The 16,407-nt window shown below is 67.6% G+C and carries 20 protein-coding genes; 12 read left to right on the plus strand and 8 right to left on the minus strand.

Annotated features, from left to right (window positions below; genetic code table 11):
* Positions 1 to 25 precede the first annotated feature (25 nt).
* Together sufU and E4M00_RS00875 are read right to left on the minus strand one after the other, a co-directional pair.
* The gene (gene sufU, locus E4M00_RS00870; RefSeq protein WP_135118688.1) at positions 26 to 463 is read right to left on the minus strand and encodes a Fe-S cluster assembly sulfur transfer protein SufU; all 438 of its coding nucleotides are present in this window, start codon (positions 461 to 463) and stop codon (positions 26 to 28) included.
* Entirely contained in the window at positions 460 to 1,770 is a 1,311-nt protein-coding gene (locus E4M00_RS00875; RefSeq protein ID WP_135118689.1) for a cysteine desulfurase, read from the minus strand. The genes sufU and E4M00_RS00875 overlap by 4 nt, the downstream gene beginning before the upstream one ends.
* 150 nt (positions 1,771 to 1,920) lie before the next feature.
* On the opposite strand from E4M00_RS00875, the gene E4M00_RS00880 reads away from it, so the two are divergent.
* The 5 genes from E4M00_RS00880 (at position 1,921) to E4M00_RS00900 (ending at position 5,391) form a co-directional block, all read left to right on the plus strand.
* Positions 1,921 to 2,310, plus strand: coding sequence for a hypothetical protein (locus E4M00_RS00880; protein ID WP_135118690.1), 390 nt, complete (start codon positions 1,921 to 1,923; stop codon positions 2,308 to 2,310).
* Positions 2,307 to 2,972, plus strand: coding sequence for an HAD family hydrolase (locus E4M00_RS00885; protein WP_135118691.1), 666 nt, complete (start codon positions 2,307 to 2,309; stop codon positions 2,970 to 2,972). The genes E4M00_RS00880 and E4M00_RS00885 overlap by 4 nt, the downstream gene beginning before the upstream one ends.
* 113 nt (positions 2,973 to 3,085) lie before the next feature.
* Positions 3,086 to 4,042, plus strand: coding sequence for a TIGR03557 family F420-dependent LLM class oxidoreductase (locus E4M00_RS00890; protein WP_135118692.1), 957 nt, complete (start codon positions 3,086 to 3,088; stop codon positions 4,040 to 4,042).
* A gap of 12 nt (positions 4,043 to 4,054) precedes the next feature.
* The gene (locus E4M00_RS00895) at positions 4,055 to 4,783 is read left to right on the plus strand and encodes a DUF72 domain-containing protein (protein ID WP_135118693.1); all 729 of its coding nucleotides are present in this window, start codon (positions 4,055 to 4,057) and stop codon (positions 4,781 to 4,783) included.
* Positions 4,784 to 4,872: 89 nt separating this feature from the next.
* Positions 4,873 to 5,391 (plus strand): DUF6328 family protein, encoded by a 519-nt coding sequence (locus E4M00_RS00900; protein WP_135118694.1) that lies wholly within the window; start codon positions 4,873 to 4,875, stop codon positions 5,389 to 5,391.
* Between the two features lie 198 nt (positions 5,392 to 5,589).
* Here the strand turns inward: E4M00_RS00900 and E4M00_RS00905 are convergent, their stop codons facing one another.
* Positions 5,590 to 6,837 (minus strand): HNH endonuclease signature motif containing protein, encoded by a 1,248-nt coding sequence (locus E4M00_RS00905; RefSeq protein ID WP_167756781.1) that lies wholly within the window; start codon positions 6,835 to 6,837, stop codon positions 5,590 to 5,592.
* A 228-nt stretch (positions 6,838 to 7,065) separates the two neighbouring features.
* Here E4M00_RS00905 and E4M00_RS00910 point away from each other — a divergent pair, with 228 nt between their 5' ends.
* Complete coding sequence (locus tag E4M00_RS00910; protein ID WP_135118696.1) at positions 7,066 to 7,665, plus strand: dienelactone hydrolase family protein; 600 nt, start codon at positions 7,066 to 7,068, stop codon at positions 7,663 to 7,665.
* Positions 7,666 to 7,759: 94 nt separating this feature from the next.
* On the plus strand, positions 7,760 to 7,945 hold the full coding sequence (locus tag E4M00_RS00915; protein WP_135118697.1) for a hypothetical protein: 186 nt from the start codon (positions 7,760 to 7,762) through the stop codon (positions 7,943 to 7,945).
* Positions 7,946 to 7,969: 24 nt separating this feature from the next.
* Here E4M00_RS00915 and E4M00_RS00920 read toward each other — a convergent pair whose 3' ends face one another.
* The 4 genes from E4M00_RS00920 to E4M00_RS00935 all read right to left on the minus strand — a co-directional run bounded on the left by E4M00_RS00920 (position 7,970) and on the right by E4M00_RS00935 (position 10,882).
* Positions 7,970 to 9,028: a YihY/virulence factor BrkB family protein gene (locus E4M00_RS00920; protein WP_135118698.1), complete on the minus strand. Its 1,059-nt coding sequence runs from the start codon at positions 9,026 to 9,028 to the stop codon at positions 7,970 to 7,972.
* Positions 9,029 to 9,105: 77 nt separating this feature from the next.
* Positions 9,106 to 9,678 carry a DUF3618 domain-containing protein gene (locus E4M00_RS00925; RefSeq protein ID WP_135118699.1) on the minus strand — a complete coding sequence of 191 codons (573 nt, stop codon included), beginning with the start codon at positions 9,676 to 9,678 and terminating at the stop codon, positions 9,106 to 9,108.
* Positions 9,675 to 10,091 carry a phage holin family protein gene (locus E4M00_RS00930; RefSeq protein WP_135118700.1) on the minus strand — a complete coding sequence of 139 codons (417 nt, stop codon included), beginning with the start codon at positions 10,089 to 10,091 and terminating at the stop codon, positions 9,675 to 9,677. Before E4M00_RS00930 ends, E4M00_RS00925 begins: the two co-directional genes overlap by 4 nt.
* Positions 10,091 to 10,882, minus strand: coding sequence for a hypothetical protein (locus tag E4M00_RS00935; RefSeq protein ID WP_135118701.1), 792 nt, complete (start codon positions 10,880 to 10,882; stop codon positions 10,091 to 10,093). Before E4M00_RS00935 ends, E4M00_RS00930 begins: the two co-directional genes overlap by 1 nt.
* Positions 10,883 to 11,268: 386 nt before the next feature.
* Here E4M00_RS00935 and E4M00_RS00940 point away from each other — a divergent pair, with 386 nt between their 5' ends.
* From E4M00_RS00940 to E4M00_RS00955, 4 genes are all read left to right on the plus strand, one after another.
* Positions 11,269 to 12,390, plus strand: coding sequence for a fatty acid desaturase family protein (locus E4M00_RS00940; protein WP_135118702.1), 1,122 nt, complete (start codon positions 11,269 to 11,271; stop codon positions 12,388 to 12,390).
* 38 nt (positions 12,391 to 12,428) lie between these two features.
* Positions 12,429 to 13,055 carry a GAF and ANTAR domain-containing protein gene (locus tag E4M00_RS00945; protein ID WP_135118703.1) on the plus strand — a complete coding sequence of 209 codons (627 nt, stop codon included), beginning with the start codon at positions 12,429 to 12,431 and terminating at the stop codon, positions 13,053 to 13,055.
* Positions 13,056 to 13,089: 34 nt separating this feature from the next.
* Complete coding sequence (locus E4M00_RS00950; RefSeq protein WP_135118704.1) at positions 13,090 to 13,818, plus strand: GAF and ANTAR domain-containing protein; 729 nt, start codon at positions 13,090 to 13,092, stop codon at positions 13,816 to 13,818.
* A gap of 81 nt (positions 13,819 to 13,899) precedes the next feature.
* On the plus strand, positions 13,900 to 15,075 hold the full coding sequence (locus tag E4M00_RS00955) for an alcohol dehydrogenase catalytic domain-containing protein (RefSeq protein ID WP_135118705.1): 1,176 nt from the start codon (positions 13,900 to 13,902) through the stop codon (positions 15,073 to 15,075).
* A 10-nt stretch (positions 15,076 to 15,085) separates the two neighbouring features.
* Here the strand turns inward: E4M00_RS00955 and E4M00_RS00960 are convergent, their stop codons facing one another.
* A complete protein-coding gene (locus E4M00_RS00960; RefSeq protein WP_135118706.1) occupies positions 15,086 to 15,397 on the minus strand; it encodes a DUF7882 family protein in 312 nt (103 codons plus the stop codon).
* Positions 15,398 to 15,501: 104 nt separating this feature from the next.
* Between E4M00_RS00960 and E4M00_RS00965 the strand changes: the two genes are divergently transcribed.
* The gene (locus tag E4M00_RS00965; RefSeq protein WP_135118707.1) at positions 15,502 to 16,398 is read left to right on the plus strand and encodes an ATP-grasp fold amidoligase family protein; all 897 of its coding nucleotides are present in this window, start codon (positions 15,502 to 15,504) and stop codon (positions 16,396 to 16,398) included.
* Positions 16,399 to 16,407: the final 9 nt, after the last annotated feature.

Raw genomic sequence — 16,407 nt, forward strand, 5'->3', positions numbered from 1 at the left:
GGCGAGCGCCCGGCGCCGGGTCGCCTCACTTCAGCTTCGCCAGCGCATCCTCTGCGGCGACCCAGCCGAGCATGGCGCACTTCACGCGTGCGACGAACTTCGAGGCGCCGCTCAGGACCGCGGCGTCGCCGAGCAGGTCCTCGTCGGGCTCGATGGTGCCGCGCGAGCGCATCATGGTGCGGAAGGAGTCGATGCGCGGCTGCAGCTCGGACACCGGCAGGCCGTCGAAGAGCTGGGCGAGAAGCGATGCCGACGATTGCGAGATGGCGCATCCGTGACCTTCCCAGGTCACCGACGTGAGCGTGCCGTCGTCGGCGACGTTCAACTGGAGCGTGATCTCATCGCCGCAGGTGGGGTTGAGCTGGTGGGATTCGGCCGACGGATGCTCCACGAGGCCGTAGCCGTGGGGCCGCTTGGCGTGATCGAGAATGAGCTCCTGGTAGAGCCCGGCGAGGTCGCTCATCGTGGGCCTCCGAAGAATGCGATGCCGTCGGCGACGCCCGCGAGGAAGGCGTCGACGTCATCGGGGGTGGAATACAGGTAGGTGCTCGCCCGCGTCGACGAGGTGACGCCGAGGCGCCGGTGCAGCGGCTGGGCGCAGTGGTGGCCGACTCGCACCGCGATGCCGCGGCTGTCGAGGAACTGACCGAGATCGTGGGAGTGGATGCCGGGCACGTCGATGCTGGCCAGGCCCACGCGCTCGACTCCGGCAACGGGCCCGAGGATGCGCACGCCGTCGATGGCCGCCAGGCCATCGGTGAGGCGCCGGCCGAGCAGCGTCTCATGCGCGGCGACGCGGTCCATACCGATCGCGTCGAGGTAGCGCACGGCGGCAGCGAGCGCGATCGCCTGCGAGACGCGCTGGGTTCCGGCCTCGAAACGCAGCGGGGCGGTCAGGTACTCCGCCTTCTCCATCGTGACCGTCGTGATCATCGAGCCGCCGGTGAGGAACGGGGGCAGCGCGTCGAGCAGGTCGCGTCGGCCGTAGAGCACGCCGATGCCCGTCGGCGCGAGCATCTTGTGACCGGAGAACACGGCGAAGTCCACGTCGAGCGCACGCACGTCGAGCGGCAGGTGCGGTGCCGACTGGCAGGCGTCGAGCACCACGAGTGCGCCGACGGCACGGGCGCGCGCGACGAGCAGCTCGACCGGGCTCACAGTGCCCAGCACGTTCGAGACGTGCGTGAACGCCACGACTCTCGTGCGCTCGCCGATCAGGTCGTCGAGCTCGTCGAGGCGCAGCGATCCGTCGTCGTCGACCGGGATGAAGCGCAGGGTCGCACCGGTGCGGGCCGCCAGCTCCTGCCACGGGATGAGGTTGGCGTGGTGTTCGAGCTCTGTCACCAGGATCTCGTCGCCGGCGCCGATCCTGAAGCGCTCGGCCGCCGCTCCCCCGCGGCCGAGGCTCGCGTTCGAGATCGCGTAGGCGATGAGGTTGATGCCCTCTGTCGCGTTCGACGTCCAGACGATCTCCTCGGCGGATGCGCCGACGAAAGCGGCGATGCTCTCGCGGGCCTCCTCGAAGTCCTCGGTGGCGAGCGCCGCGAGGGTGTGGGCGCCACGGTGCACTGCCGAGTTGCGGTTCTCGTAGTAGTCGCGCTCGGCGTCGAGAACGGATCGGGGCTTCTGCGAGGTCGCGCCGGAGTCGAGATAGACCAGCGGATGCCCGTTCACCTGTTGCGCGAGGGCAGGGAAGTCGCTCCGCAGGGCGGCGACCTCGGCTGGGCTGAGCGGTTCTGCGGTGGTCGTGCTGGTGATGCTGGAGGGCATGGGGTGGGTGGGAGCTTCCTGTTGGGTGCCCCTCAAGCTTAAGACGCCCGGCGGCCGGATCTGCTGGCTGCGTCGACTGCCCGCATCGGCTGTCTGCATCGGCTGTCTGCATCCGTTGTCGACTCCGTCCGGGAGTGCCATGCTGAACCGATGCGGATCTCCCGAAGGCTCGGAATCGTCGCCATCGTCGGGGCGGCGGTGTTGCTGACCTCCTGCGCTGCACCGGCATCACCGGTGATCGCGCCGGTGACGAAGGACGTCGGCGACCTTGCGGGGTCGACGGTCGAGCTCATCGTGGGGCAGACGTTGAACATCACGACAGGTGACCTGGCGGTCGACAGCTACTCCGCCGAGATCGCCGATCCGTCGATCGCCGAGTTCGTGGAGGGACGAGATGATGGGAGCGCGACCTACAACCCAGGCGTGAAGGCTGTGGCTGTCGGGTCGACGGGCGTCGTCCTCTCGAACACGGATGGCGGCATAGAAGACGTCATGTTCACCGTCACCGTCACGGCCAGCCAAGAAGGCAGTGCATCATGACCCAGCAGCGAATCGCGGTCCTCTTCGACATCGACGGCACCCTCGTCGACTCGAACTACCTCCACGTCGAGGCGTGGCAGCACGCCCTCCGCGACATGGGGGTCGATGTCGACGCCTGGCGCATCCACCGCTCGATCGGCCAGGACGGCGATCAGCTGCTCGCGTCGCTCGTCGGCGAGCGGGACGATGACTGGACATCGCGGGCGACCGAGCTCAACTCGACCTACTACACGGAGCTCGCGCCCCGGCTCCGCGCCTTCAACGGGGCGCGACGGCTCCTGCACGCCCTCTCCGAGCGAGGAGTGGTCGTCGTACTCGCGACCTCGGCTCCCCAGGATGAGCTCGACCTCCTGTTGCCCGTGATCGACGCAGACGACGCCATCTCCGCCACCACGAACGCCGACGACGTCGACACCGCCAAGCCCGAACCCGACATCGTGCGCGTCGCCCTGTCGCGGGCCGGCGTCGACGCCGATCACGCCATCTTCGTCGGAGACTCGGTGTGGGACATGAAGGCGGCAGTGAGGGCCGGCGTCACGCCGTACGGGGTGCTCTCGGGTGGAATCTCCGCCGATCTACTGACGGATGCCGGAGCCCTGGGAGTCTTCGACGACCCGGCCGACCTGCTCGATCGTCTCGGCGAGATCGCACTGCTCGGCTGACACAGGCCGCGGACCGCGGGCACCCCGGGCGCACCGGCGCCCCGCATTGTGGACCTCTCCGTCGCGATCGGCAAGCACCTTGCCGATCGCTGCGGGCTGCGTAGCGTCGAAGCATGAAGATCGGATACAAGCTCGTCGCCGAAGCCTTCGGCCCTCAGGAACTCGTGCGACAGGCGGTGCGCGCCGAACAGGCGGGCTTCGACTTCGTCGAGATGAGCGACCACTTCCATCCGTGGGTGGAGGCCCAGGGGCACTCCCCCTTCGTCTGGAACGTGCTCAGCGCCATCGCCGCGAAGACCACGACTCTCGAGTTGGCCACCGGCGTCACCTGCCCGAGCGTGCGCTACCACCCGGCGATCATCGCCCAGGCCGCGGCCACGCTCGCCCTCCTCTCGGACGGCCGTTTCACCCTGGGCGTCGGGTCGGGCGAGCGACTCAACGAGCACATCGTGGGTCGCGGTTTTCCCGGGGTTCACGAGCGCCACGCCATGTTCGACGAGGCTCTCGACATCATCCGCCTCCTCTGGAAGGGCGGCTACCAGAACTACGACGGCACGTACCTCAAGCTCGAGGACGCCCGCATCTTCGACCTGCCCGATGTGTTGCCGACCCTGGCCGTGGCCGTGAGCGGTCCGGACTCGATCGCCCTCGCCGCCGAGCACGGAGATGGACTGTTCGCCGTCGAGCCGAAGAGCGACCTCGTCTCGGGATACCGTGACGCTGGCGGCACCGGACCTCTCTATTGCGAGGCACCTCTCGCGTGGGCGACGACCGAGGAGGCCGCCGTGAAGGCGGCCCACACGACGAACGCGTGGTCGGTCGCCGGCTGGAAGGTGCTGGCCGAGCTGCCGAATCCGGTCAACTTCGAGGCGGCCGCCGTAACGGTGCGCGAGGACGACATCCGCGAGCAGTTCGCGTGCGGCCCCGACGTCGAGCGGCACCTCGAGGTCATCGGACAGTTCACCGACGCCGGCTTCGACCACGTCGCGCTGATGAACACCGGCCCGGACGCCGACGGATTCTTCGACTTCTTCGAGAAGGAACTGCGCCCTCGACTCGTCACAGGCTGAGACGAGGCATCCGTGGTCATCCACATCGGAACGTCGGGGTGGAGCTACGACCACTGGGAGAGCGTGCTGTACGCGCCGGGCCTTCCGCCGCGGGAACGATTGTCGAGCTACGTCGCGCAGTTCTCGACGGTGGAACTCAACGCGAGCTTCTACCGCTGGCCGCAGCCCGCGGCCTTTCGGAGCTGGAGGCAGCGTCTGCCCGACGGCTTCCTGCTGTCGGTGAAGGCGCCGCGTGGCCTCACCCATGCCAAGAAGCTCTACGCGCCCGAGGAGTGGATCGGTCGCATCACGGCGGGTTGGCACGAGCTCGGCGACAAGCGCGCCGTGCTGTTGGTGCAACTGCCACCGGGGATGCAACGCGACGACGGTCGTCTCTCGTTCTTCCTCGAGCAGATGCCACCGTGGGTGCGGGTCGCGGTCGAGTTCCGGCATCCGTCGTGGAACTGCGATGAGGTCTTCCGGATGCTGGAAACCCACGATGCCGCTTACGTGGTCATGAGCGGGGCGGGTCTGCCATGCATCCTGCGGGCCACCGCGTCGATCGTCTACGTGCGCATGCACGGACCCGACCACGACCACCTCTACGGAGGCTCGTACTCCGACGCCGACCTCGGGTGGTGGGCGGGGCGGTTGCGGGAGTGGGACGACCAGGGCCGGGATGTCTTCGTCTACTTCAACAATGACGGAGGCGGCAACGCCGTACGCAATGCCACGACGCTGAGGCGCTTCGTCGGCGTGTGATGTCAAGGCCCGCACGGTCGTCTGGTCAACTCGGCTACGCTCGGGCGACGAGACGTGAGCATTCGACAGCCGACCAGGACGGAGGACGCGTGGCCGACCCCATCACCACCGACGCCGATCCCAGTGACGGCCGCGACGAGACCGCGACCGAGCGCTCGGACCGGAACTGGAACGAGCTGCTGCAGGAGTTCCGTGTTCTCCAGACCGGAACGCAGATCCTCGCGGGCTTCCTGCTCACCTTGCCCTTCCAGGCGCGTTTCGACGAGCTGAGTGCGTTCGACGTCGGCATCTACTTGGCGTTGGTGATCGGTGCGGTCCTCCTGACGCTGCTCGCGCTCACCCCGGTGAGTCTCCATCGCCTGCTCTTCCGCCGGCACGCGAAGCCGGTGCTGGTGAGCGCTGGCAGCCGCATCCTGATCGCCTGTCTCGCCGCGAGCTCCTTGCTGTTCGCCGGGATCGTGCTGTTCCTGTTCGACTTCCTCCTGCCGTCACCAGCTGGATGGATCGCCGGAGGTGCCGTGATCGTCGTCGCGCTCGGCCTCTGGGTGGTGCTGCCGTTGGTGCTGCGGCGTCATGGCGCCGTCGACAGTCCGGCCGACGCCGCGTAATTGGCGCGCTCCCTGGGAGCTGTGCGACTGAGCGGCCGACGGCGGGTGCGTTTCGGCCGCGGACTTCGTCCGGGCGTCAACGAGCGGGGTGGTGGGCGCGCTCGTTGCAGACCTCGCTCACGGCCTGCTCGCTGACGGCTTGCTCGCTGAGGACCGCGCGGAGCGCGCGTTCGAAGCGTCGGTGGATGGGGCTGGCGGCTAGAAGGGTGCGACCTGGGTGGTGAATTCATAGCCGGTCGGGGTGGTGATGCGCACCGTGCCGTCGGGTTGGCGGTGGTAGCGGATGCGGCTGAGATTCTTGCGTCTGTTGCCGGTGTCGCAGAGGGGGTAGAGGTTGTCGCTGTTGGTGGCGCCGTGGTCTCTGGCCCATTCCTCGAGGTGGTCGAGGTCGGTGTCGTCGACGGGTCGGGTGCAGGTGGGGTCGATGCAGTCCTCGAACCGGATCGCGACCCAGTCGCGTTGCGCTGTCGTGGGTCGGTATCTGGTGCGGTCGTAGACGAGTTTCTCGCCGTTGATCGGGTCGGTGAGCACGCGCCGGAATGCCGGTGCCTGGGTGAGGAGGCGGGCGGCGCTGGCGCGGTCGATGGGTCCGTAGCCGCGCAGTTCGATGGGTTCGGTGCCCTCGCCGAGCAGGGTGAGGGCTGGGATCAGCAGGATGGGGCCGACCTGCGCGGCGGTGGGGGTGTCGTCGCCGGCGAGCCAGCCGGCGGCGAGGTCGGCGCGGATCTGGTTCCGGGTTCTCCAGTCGGGATCGGTGCGGGTGGTGGTCTTCTGGACGGCGCGGGCGGTTCCGGTGAGGCGGGCGATGATGCGGATGGCGTCGGGGGCGGCGACGAGGAGGTGGATCCACGCCATACCGTCCTCGACCGGTTCCAGACTGACCCGGCGAGTAGTGAAGGCGCGGGCGTGCAGGGTCTCCGCGGGTTCCGGGTAGAGGGTGCCCTTCAGGTGGCGGGCGCGTCGTCGGAAGGCTGCCACTGTGAGGGTGCTGGCCGCGTCGGCGAGCTGCTCATCGAAGGATGACACCCCGGTGGGATCGTCCCACCCGATGAGGAGGTCCAGGGCGGTGTTCACGTGCCCGAGGGTCGTGGTCCCGGCGGTGAATGCGGCGTGCAGCTGCGGCATCCGGTCTTCGAGGGTCTGGGCGCGGTGCGCGAGGTGACGCACCTGCCCGGAGGTCATCCGTAACCGGAGGCCGGCGTCGTAGGCGGCGACGTCTTCGGCGAGGGCGATCGCGTCGGGTTGCCCGGTGCCGGCGGTGCGGAGGTAGAGGTGCGGGTTCGCTCGAGCCAACCGCAGCAGTTCCGCCAACGCCGTCCACAGGCGGGCCTGCGCCCGGGTCTCGTCGGCACGCGCCTGGGTGGCCTCGTCGAGCCGGTCCAGGATCAGGTCGAGCCCGGTCGCAACCGTGGTGCCGGGCGGACGTGTGGGGGTGGATGTGGCCATCCGGTACTCCATCGAAGGTCACGGCACGGGTGCTTGAGAGCGCCCTATTCTAGCACAAAGTGACGATTGTTCAGTGGTTGTGTACAGGCAGATTCGATGGTGTGTACGTCAAGGTAGCGCGTTTCAGCCGCGGGCTTCGCCCGGGCCTCACCGAGCGGGGACTGACAGAGGGGCGCAGTAGCATCCGATACGAAGCAGCAGGTCTCTCTCGAACGAAAGCGAGCACTCATGGCCGACGTCGTCCTCTTCCATCACGCCCAGGGCCTGACCGCAGGCGTCGCAGCCTTCGCGGAACAGCTGACGGCCGCGGGGCACACTGTCACCGCGCCCGACCTCTACTCCGGCCATACCTTCGAGACTCTCGACGAGGGCATGGCGTTCGCCCGCGAGATCGGATTCGAGAAGCTCCTCGATGACGGAGTCGCCGCGGTCGAGACGCTCGGCGACGGCGACGGCCGGGGCAGGCGGGTCTATGTGGGCTTCTCGCTGGGCGTCCTTCCCGCCCAGAAGCTGGCGCAGACCGATCCGAAGGCGCGCGGTGCACTGCTCCTGCACTCGTTCGCGCCGGTCTCGGAGTTCGGCGAGGCGTGGCCCGAGCAGGTGCCCGTGCAGGTGCATGCCATGGACGCCGACACCCTCTTCGTCGATGACGGCGATCTGGATGCCGCCCGCGACCTGCTGGCCACAACGCCGAACGCGGAGCTGTTCCTGTACCCGGGCGACACGCATCTCTTCGTGGACTCGTCGTTACCCGACTACGACGAGCAGGCGGCAGCGCTTCTCACCGGCCGCGTCCTCGCCTTCCTCGCCGAGGTCGACCAACGTTAGGCCGGTGGCAGAGCGCCAGTAAACCGGCACAATCCTCCTTCTGCGCGCCTGTCAACCCCTGACGCACGCGAGCCGGCAGGAGTTCACTGGCTGCATGACGGATTCGACAACGGCAGATGGAGCGCAGGTCGACACCGGAGCGCACACCGAGCATCCCCTCCTCGCGGAGCACGAACCGAACGAGGCCCTCGCCATGGGGCGACGGATGTCGGAACCGGCGGCAGCCGAAGACGACCGCGTCGCCGACACCTCCCCGGCCGAGCATGACGGCGAGCCCTGATCGCTTCTAGACCCCTCCCCGAGCTCAGTCGCGCTCCGCGTTACTGCTCTCGCGAATGCGGCGACCCTCCTCGACGTCCTCCTTCTCCTTCGCAGCGGCCTTGTCGCTCTTGGCCGTGTCGCGCGGAGGCAGCTTGATGTCCTCCTCGGCCTCGATTCCGGCCTGCAGCTGACGCCCGCGTTCGAGTTCGGCATCCAGTTCCGCACCGAAGAGCAGGGCCAGATTCGCGATCCAGAGCCAGAGCAGGAAGACGATGATGCCGGCGAACGAGCCGTAGGTGCGGTCGTAGTTCGAGAAGTTGGCGACGTACAGTCCGAAGCCGACGGATGCGATGACGAGGAGCACGAGCGCGACCGCCGCCCCGATGCTCATCCACCGGAACTTCGGCTGCTTCGCGTTCGGGGTGGCGTAGTAGAGCACCGCGATGATCAGGATCACGGCCAGGGCGAGGATCGGCCACTTCACGATGGACCAGGTCAGCTTGAGAGCGGCGCCCAAGCCGAGCGCATCGCCGACGGCGTCGAGCACAGGGCCCGACAGCACGAGCACCACCGCCATGATCAGGATGAGCACGATGGCGACGATCGTGACGAGCAGCTGCATCGGGCGGAGCCTCCAGAACGGCCGCCCTTCCTCGATCTCGTAGATGCGATTCATCGCCCTGCTGAAGGCGCCGACGTAACCGGATGCCGACCAGATGGCCAGCACGATACCGGTGACGAGGGCGAATCCCGCGGCCGGCGACGAGGCGAACTGCTCGAGAGGCTCACGGATGACGTCCACGGTCGATCCCGGCGCGATCTGGGAGACGATGCCGAGAAGCTCGTCGATCGCCTTCTGTCCCTGACCGAAGACGCCGAGCAACGAGGTGAGCGCGAGCAGTGCAGGGAAGATGGACAGCACCGCGTAGTAGGTGAGGGACGCCGCGATGTCGAAGCACTGGTCGGAGGTGAACTCCCGAAGCGTCTTCTTCAGGACGTAGCCCCACGAGCGCTTCGTCACCTCGGTGGGCGAATCGGGCTTGCGCTCGTCGTCGGGCGCAGGCGCCGTAGCAGCCTTCTCACTGGCACGTTCTGGGGACATGGGGATTCTCACTTCTCTCGGAACGACGTCGAGCGTCGGACCCCGATGGGGCGCCGACGCTCGACGAAGGGTGTTCGTTAGTTCGAGCTCGCGCTCTGGACGTTGTCGCGGGACTCAGCGGCCTGGTCCTTGACGTCGTCGACAGCCGACGTCGCCTCGGCCTTGACGTTGTCGACGGCATCCGTCGCCGACTCCTTCACGGCTGCGGCGGCGTTCTGGGCAGGCTCCTTGAGGTCGCCGGCGACGGTCGACGCCACATCCTTGACCTCGTCGACGAGGGGCTGGGCGGCGTCGGTCAGCGTCGTGGTGAGCTGCTTCTCCTTCTCGCTCGGCGGGATCAGCGACGAGAGCAGCCATCCGGCGCCGAAGGCGATGAGGCCGACGGCGAGCGGATTGCCCTTCGCCTTCGCGACAGCGCTCTGTGCGGCACCGGCGACGTTGTCGCCCACGCTGCTCGCGTCGTCGTGCACGTCGGAGGCGACGCCCATGACGCGGTCTCGCACGGAGCGCACGGCATCCTTGGCCTTGTCGGCCTGGCGCTGGGCGATCTTCGACGGATCGACCTTGTCGGCGAGCGCGTCGACATCACTGCCGAGGTTGCGTCGTGTGGCTTCGATATCTGACCGGATCTGGTCGGGGTCGTTCGTCATCGGTTCTCCTCGTTTCGCTTCAATGTCTCTGGAATCTCTTTGACCGTCTCGACGGTCTGGGGCGCACCCTCGACGGATGCGATCGCCTTACGGCCCGTGACGAAGAGGATCGCTGCGACGATTCCCCAGATCACGGCCACGACGAGGCCCGACCAGGCGTTGCCGATCAGGTAGCCGAGGCCCCACCAGGCGGCCACGGAGAGGAACACCAACGTGAGGTGGCCGGCAACTCCGGCCCCACCCAGCAGTCCGGCTCCCTTGCCCGCACGCTTCGCCGACTGCGAGAGCTCCGCCTTCGCGAGCGCGATCTCCTGCCGCATCAGCGTGGACACATCGCGGGTCACCTCGCCCAGGAGGTCGCCCAGCGAGGTGTTCGCGGCCTTCTCTTCAGAGGGTGTCGGTAGATCGGTCATCAGTTGCCGTCTCCCCACGAGCGCTGGGCGTTGCCGGCACCGAACTCGTTCGATGTCTCGTCACGCTCAGCGGTGGCATCGTCACCGAATGCCCTCGCGGTGTCGTCGTCGGGACCCGTGCGGGTTCCGTCTCCGGTGAGTGCGGAGTACACCGGCGTGGTCGTCGGCGCGCCGGCTGCAGGGCCACCGGGAGTCGCGTACACGTCGGCGTCGAGGTCCGTCTGGGTGTCCGTGGCCGTGCCGGTGGTGCCGACGGTTCCCGCCGCGCCCACGGCGACGAAGGGCTCGGTGTAGGTCTCCGCGCGCACGCTCGGTGCGGCCGCCGGCTTGTAGGCAGGCGCCTGCGCTGCGGCATCCTTGGCGTCGGCGGCATTGCCCACGGCGGAGCGCGTGATCCGACCGGCCAGAAGGCCGACGACGGCAGCGACGGCGATGAAGGTTCCGGGGCGACGTCGCGCGAAGTTCTTCACCTCGTCGAGAAGCGACTCGGGGTCGTGGCCGTCGAGCCACGTGGAGATGGAACCGGCTCGGCTGGATGCCTGCGAGACGAGCTCGGCCGCGAGTCCGCCCGACGAGGCCTGCGACATCTGGTCAAGGTCGTCTCCGAGCGACTTGAGGCCCGCGGCTGCGCGCGTCTGCTGGGTGGCGGCCTGCTCCCGCAGCTCGCTCGTGACCTGTCCGAACAGGTCGGAAGCCTGCGACTTCGCCTCCTGGAGAACTCCGGCGGCCTCGTCCTTGGCTGTCGCAGCGACGTTCTTGCCGGAGTCGACGACCTGGTCCTTGACGTTCACGGCCTCGCCCTTCACGGCATCGGCAGTTCCTGTCGAAGTACCTCCGGAAGACGGTGTGTCCGTCCGATATGCGTCTGTCATGGTTGTGCTCCTTGGGGATGAATCTGTAGCGCCGGCGGTCGGTGGCCGACCGGCCGGCATCAGGGGTGGAGTAAGAGTGCGGGCGACACCGTGCCCCCGAAAAGGGATTGCGGAATTCGCAAACGCGATGTATCGCGCACGCGCCCATGGAAGCGTTTCCAAAACTGCGCAGCCGACTTCGGAACCGCGTAGCCGACGAATACTCACCAGCTCATCCCCCGGAATCGGACGTACACTGAGGCCAGTTGTCCCAGACCCCGGCATCGCGTTGACCACATCGCTGGTCCGCAGCCCGGAGGGTCGGAATGACAATCACCGTTCGCGCGAATGCCGACGCGCCAGACCCTGACCCCGGCCCCGGCCCCGGGAGCACGCCGCGCACCCCGCGCGTCACCACCAACGACTACACCGAACTGTCGCGGATGGTGCTGCAGTCCGGACTCATGCGCCGCCGCTACGGCTACTACTGGACCAAGCTCTGCGCCGTGCCGCTGGTCTTCCTCGTGGCTGGCGCGGCCTTCGTGTTGATCGGCGACACCTGGTGGCAGCTCTTCATGGCCGCGGGCTTCGCTGTGCTGTTCACCCAGACCGCATTCCTCGGCCACGACGCCGCCCACAGGCAGATCTTCATCTCGGGGAAGTGGAACGACTGGACGAGTCTGGTCATCGGGAACCTCTTCGTCGGCATGAGCTACGGATGGTGGCAGCACAAGCACACCAGGCATCATTCCAACCCGAACAAGGAGGGCAGCGACCCGGACATCGACCTGCCGGTGATCTCCTTCACCCATGAGCAGGTCGAGCGCAGGCGCAACGCCGTCACGACGTGGCTGATCGCACACCAGGGCGTGTTCTTCTTCCCGATCCTCCTGCTCGAGGGGCTCTCGCTGCATGCCTCGAGCGTGCGGCGCGTGTTCGCCCGCGATCACGTCGACCGCCGGTGGGTCGAGATGACCTTCCTCGTCGTCCGACTCGGTGGCTACGTCACCCTGATCTTCCTCGTGCTCTCCCCCGGTGTCGCAGCCGCCTTCCTCGGCGTGCAGTTGGGTCTGTTCGGGTTCTACATGGGTGCATCATTCGCACCGAACCACAAGGGCATGCCGATAGTCCCGAAGAGCATGAAGCTCGACTTCCTCCGCCGACAGGTGCTCATGAGCCGGAACATCCGCGGCGGTCGCTTCGTCGATGTGCTCATGGGAGGTCTCAACTACCAGATCGAGCACCACCTCTTCCCGTCGATGCCGCGGCCTCACCTGCACCGGGCAGCGCCGATGATCGCCGAGTACTGCCGCGAGAAGGACGTCTCCTACATGCTCACCGGCCTCTGGGAGAGCTACGGCATCGTCATCCGTCACATCAATCGCGTCGGGCTGGGCGAACGCGACCCGTTCGACTGCCCGCTGGCCTCCCAACGGCTGTCGATCTAGCGACCGAGGCCTACGATGACGATCATGAGTCGCATCCGATGATCGACCTCTGTCAGCCCTATACGTCCGCCTTCAGCGGTGTGGGTGCCGCTGTGGCCACGCTGGGCGATCCCTTCGGGTCGGAGACGTTGTGCGCCTCGGGAACGGATGCCGGGCTCATCACCGAGCTGCAGATCGATCTCGGCGAGGGGCCGTCGTGGGACGCCATCGCGACCGGGATCCCCGTGCTCGAGCCGACGATGCACGGTGCGCCCAGTGGTGCATGGCCAGGCCTGGTCGACGGCCTGCAATCCTCCCCGATGCGATCGCTGTACGCGTTCCCGCTCGCCATCGGGCGGCTCGGCATCGGTGCCGTGATCCTCTCAGCCGACACGGCACACGCCCTCGGAGGCGTGGACGTCGATCATGCCGTCGAACTCGCGCGCGCGACCGCGACTCAGGTGCTGAGGATCTCCATGGCGCGCGCGTCCTTCCCCGGAGACGACGGAGACTTCCCGTACTCCCGACGCGAGGTCCATCAGGCGACCGGCATGGTCATCGCCCAGACGGGCGTGCCCGCCGAGGACGCCGCCCTGATGCTGCGCGCCCACGCCTTCGCGACCGGCCGTTCGGTGCGGGAGGTCGCGGCGGACGTGACGAGTCGCCGACTGGTCTTCGACCGGTGACACCGGCGACGGTCGCTTCTAGACTTGACCGACCATGACCCAGTCGCGTGAGCACCGGCTCGTCGAGGCTTTCGTGAGTCTCGCGGACAGCATGGTCGTGGGCTACGACATCGTCGACCTCCTGCACACACTCGTCGAGGAGTGCAAGGACATCCTCGACGCGACGGATGCCGGGATCATCCTGGCTGACGAGTCAGGCGTGCTCGAGGTCATCGCGTCGACGAGCGAGCGCAGTGCGCTCATCGGTCTGATGCAGCTCGGCGCAGGTGAGGGCCCGTGTGTCGAGGCCTACGAGACCGGAGAGACCGTGAGCGTGCCCGACATCGCCGCCATCTACGCCCGCTGGCCGAGGTTCTCCGTCGAGGCCAGCGATCTGGGGTACGCCTCGGTGCACGCCATCCCGTTGCGGCTGCGCGGAGACACCGTCGGATCGCTCAACCTGTTCCGCGACGGGCCCGGAGAGCTGACCGACCAGGACGCCGTCGCTGCCCGAGGCCTGGCCGACGTCGCGACCGTCAGCATCCTGCACGAGCGTGCCCTGCGCGAGAGCTCGATCGCCCGCGCCCAGCTGCAACACGCCCTGTCGAGTCGCGTCATCATCGAGCAGGCCAAGGGTGTGCTCTCCCACTCCGAGAACATCGACATGGACGAGGCCTTCCGTCGGATCCGGGAGAGTGCGCGAAGCTCCAATCGTCGACTGTCGGACGTCGCGCGGGACGTCGTGGATGCGGCGACCGCCTATCCGCGAACCGCGTTTCCCTGATTCCCTCCGAACAGCCGGAGACGCGGCAGAGCATCTGTCAACCCCTGCGCAATCATCCGTGAAAGGGCGTCTACTCGGAGGATGAGAGCTCTGACATGGCAGTCGACCGGCAAGGTAAGCGTTGAGGAAGTCCCCGACCCTCGAATCGAGGAACCGACGGATGCGATCATCCGCATCACGTCGTCGGCCATCTGCGGCTCGGACCTGCACCTGTACAACGTGCTCGGCGCGTTCCTCGACAAGGGCGACGTGCTCGGCCACGAGCCGATGGGCATCGTCGTCGAAGTCGGCTCCGCGGTCTCGACCCTCGCGGTCGGCGACAGGGTGGTCATCCCCTTCGTGATCGCCTGCGGTGAGTGCTACATGTGCCGTAAGGGGCTGACAACCCAGTGCGAGACCACCCAGAACCACCAGAGCGGCAGCGGAGCAGACCTGTACGGGTTCTCCGAGCTCTACGGCTCGGTTCCCGGCGGACAGGCCGAGTTCCTGCGCGTGCGCCGCGCAGACTTCAACGCCTACAAGGTCGGGCAGGAGCTGGCCGACGAGCGCTACCTCTTCCTGAGCGACATCCTTCCGACGGCTTGGCAGGGCGTGCAGTACGCCCAGGTTCCCGAGGGTGGGACCCTGGCGGTTCTCGGCCTCGGACCCGTCGGCCAGTTCGCCGCGCGTATCGGTCGCCACCTCGGCCACCGCGTGATCGCCGTCGACCCCGTTCCCGAGCGTCGGGCCATGGCCGATCGGCACGGCATCGAGACCTTCGACCTCACCGACGACATCCTCGCGGAACTCCGTGACGCCACCGACGGTCGCGGACCGAACTCCGTCGTGGACGCCGTCGGCATGGAGGCGCATGGGAATCCCGGAACGTCGTTCGTCCAGTCCGCTGTCGGCGCGCTCCCCGATGCCATCGCCAAGCCGCTGATGAAGAAGGCCGGCGTGGACCGCTTGGCCGCACTCCACCTCGCCATAGACGCCGTGCAGCGCGGCGGAACCGTCTCGCTCAGCGGGGTCTACGCCGGCGCTGCCGATCCCATGCCGCTGGTGACGATGTTCGACAAGCAGATCGCCCTGCGCATGGGCCAGTGCAACGTGCACTCCTGGCGCGACGAACTCCTTCCGCTCGTCGAAGACCCGAGCGATCCGCTCGGGGTGGAGGACCTCGTCACGCATCGTGTTCGTCTCGACGAGGCGCCCGCCATGTACGACACCTTCAACGAGAAGGAAGACGGATGCATCAAGGTCGTCATCCAGCCCTGATCGATAACGCTCAGTCCCGGGCAGGCCTCGGGACTGAGCCGATCAGGAGGCCATCGTCCGATGATGCGGCGACGATCATCGCCTCGACCCAGCCGCGATCGATCGAGTCGTCCACCCCGCTGTCCACGTGGTACCGCACCGGAATCGACGGGTCCAGCCACACGGAACTCGTGCCGTCCCCCACGACGGCCGGCTCGTGCCACGACAACAGGAAGCGTTCACCGCGCCGCATCTTCTCGGTGATGGTCGCCCGCAGGTGCACGACGAGTTCGTCTGCGACGACGATCTCGGTGCCTGCCTCGCCGTAGAACATTGAACTCATCTGAGCACCCCATCTGTTGGCTCTGAGGCTACGTGCCTCGACGAGTCGGTGCTGAGGCTTGACAACCACCCACTGCCGAGCGACACGGACGAGAGGCGATTCCGATGAGATGGGATGAGATCCCCTGGGCTGAGCGCAGTCGCCTCGTGCGGATGCGACGTCTGTGGGCGACCAGGAACCCTCGCACTTTCACGGAGAAGGTGCGCTACAAGATGCTCCGCGATCACCGCCGGCTCATCGTGACCTTCGCCGACAAGGCGGCGGTGCGCGCCCATGTCGCGGCCCTCGTCGGAGAGCAGGTCCTCCCCCGGGCGTACGCGATCATCGATGACCCCGAGCGGATCGGAGATCTTGCGCTGCCCGACGCCGCCGTCCTCAAGCCGACTCATGGAAGTGGTGCCGCCATCGTGATCTCCCCGGGCGCGGCTCCCGACATCCGGCTTCCGGCACCGTCGGAGAGCTGGGTCTATCGCCACGTGCGGCGTGCCGCCGCGCCTCCGGAGCACCTTGTCGCCATCGGTCGCCACTGGCTCGGTCAGGTCTACGGCCAAGGACCCAACCGGGAGTGGGCCTACGGCCGCGTCCCGCCGAGGATCATCGTCGAGGAGTTCCTGACCACGCCGACCGGCGGCATCCCGGATGACTACAAGTTCTTCGTCTTCCACGGCCGATGCGAGTACGTGCAGGTCGACGCCGGCCGATTCGGACACAGGACCCAGGACTTCCACGACCGCTCGTGGCGCCACCTGCCGATGAGCGGCGGGCCAGCCTGGGCGGTGCCACCACCACCTCGTCCGGCGAAGCTCGACGAGATGATCGCCCTGGCCGAGCGCCTCGGGGCGGGCACCGACTTCGTGAGGGTCGACCTGTACGACCTGGGCGACAGGATCGTGTTCGGTGAACTCACCAGCTACCCCGCCGGCGGTGACAGCCCATTCGAGCCGGAGAGCTTCAATGCGAGCTTCGGGAAGCACTGGACCGTTCCGAGGCGATACCGCTGATGCCCGGAC

The sequence above is a fragment of the Orlajensenia leifsoniae genome (assembly GCF_004570845.1).
In the GTDB taxonomy this organism is placed as follows: Bacteria; Actinomycetota; Actinomycetes; order Actinomycetales; family Microbacteriaceae; genus Orlajensenia; species Orlajensenia leifsoniae.

Bases quoted from the DNA above. Each gene is read 5' to 3' on its own strand.
- sufU (WP_135118688.1), bottom strand. From the start codon at position 463: ATGAGCGACCTCGCCGGGCTCTACCAGGAGCTCATTCTCGATCACGCC.
- E4M00_RS00925 (WP_135118699.1), bottom strand. From the start codon at position 9,678: ATGACGAACGACCCCGACCAGATCCGGTCAGATATCGAAGCCACACGA.
- E4M00_RS00890 (WP_135118692.1), top strand. From the start codon at position 3,086: ATGAAGATCGGATACAAGCTCGTCGCCGAAGCCTTCGGCCCTCAGGAA.
- E4M00_RS00955 (WP_135118705.1), top strand. From the start codon at position 13,900: ATGAGAGCTCTGACATGGCAGTCGACCGGCAAGGTAAGCGTTGAGGAA.
- E4M00_RS00965 (WP_135118707.1), top strand. From the start codon at position 15,502: ATGAGATGGGATGAGATCCCCTGGGCTGAGCGCAGTCGCCTCGTGCGG.
- E4M00_RS00950 (WP_135118704.1), top strand. From the start codon at position 13,090: ATGACCCAGTCGCGTGAGCACCGGCTCGTCGAGGCTTTCGTGAGTCTC.
- E4M00_RS00945 (WP_135118703.1), top strand. From the start codon at position 12,429: ATGATCGACCTCTGTCAGCCCTATACGTCCGCCTTCAGCGGTGTGGGT.
- E4M00_RS00960 (WP_135118706.1), bottom strand. From the start codon at position 15,397: ATGAGTTCAATGTTCTACGGCGAGGCAGGCACCGAGATCGTCGTCGCA.
- E4M00_RS00905 (WP_167756781.1), bottom strand. From the start codon at position 6,837: ATGGCCACATCCACCCCCACACGTCCGCCCGGCACCACGGTTGCGACC.
- E4M00_RS00875 (WP_135118689.1), bottom strand. From the start codon at position 1,770: ATGCCCTCCAGCATCACCAGCACGACCACCGCAGAACCGCTCAGCCCA.
- E4M00_RS00930 (WP_135118700.1), bottom strand. From the start codon at position 10,091: ATGACCGATCTACCGACACCCTCTGAAGAGAAGGCCGCGAACACCTCG.
- E4M00_RS00920 (WP_135118698.1), bottom strand. From the start codon at position 9,028: ATGTCCCCAGAACGTGCCAGTGAGAAGGCTGCTACGGCGCCTGCGCCC.
- E4M00_RS00915 (WP_135118697.1), top strand. From the start codon at position 7,760: ATGACGGATTCGACAACGGCAGATGGAGCGCAGGTCGACACCGGAGCG.
- E4M00_RS00940 (WP_135118702.1), top strand. From the start codon at position 11,269: ATGACAATCACCGTTCGCGCGAATGCCGACGCGCCAGACCCTGACCCC.
- E4M00_RS00880 (WP_135118690.1), top strand. From the start codon at position 1,921: ATGCGGATCTCCCGAAGGCTCGGAATCGTCGCCATCGTCGGGGCGGCG.
- E4M00_RS00910 (WP_135118696.1), top strand. From the start codon at position 7,066: ATGGCCGACGTCGTCCTCTTCCATCACGCCCAGGGCCTGACCGCAGGC.
- E4M00_RS00885 (WP_135118691.1), top strand. From the start codon at position 2,307: ATGACCCAGCAGCGAATCGCGGTCCTCTTCGACATCGACGGCACCCTC.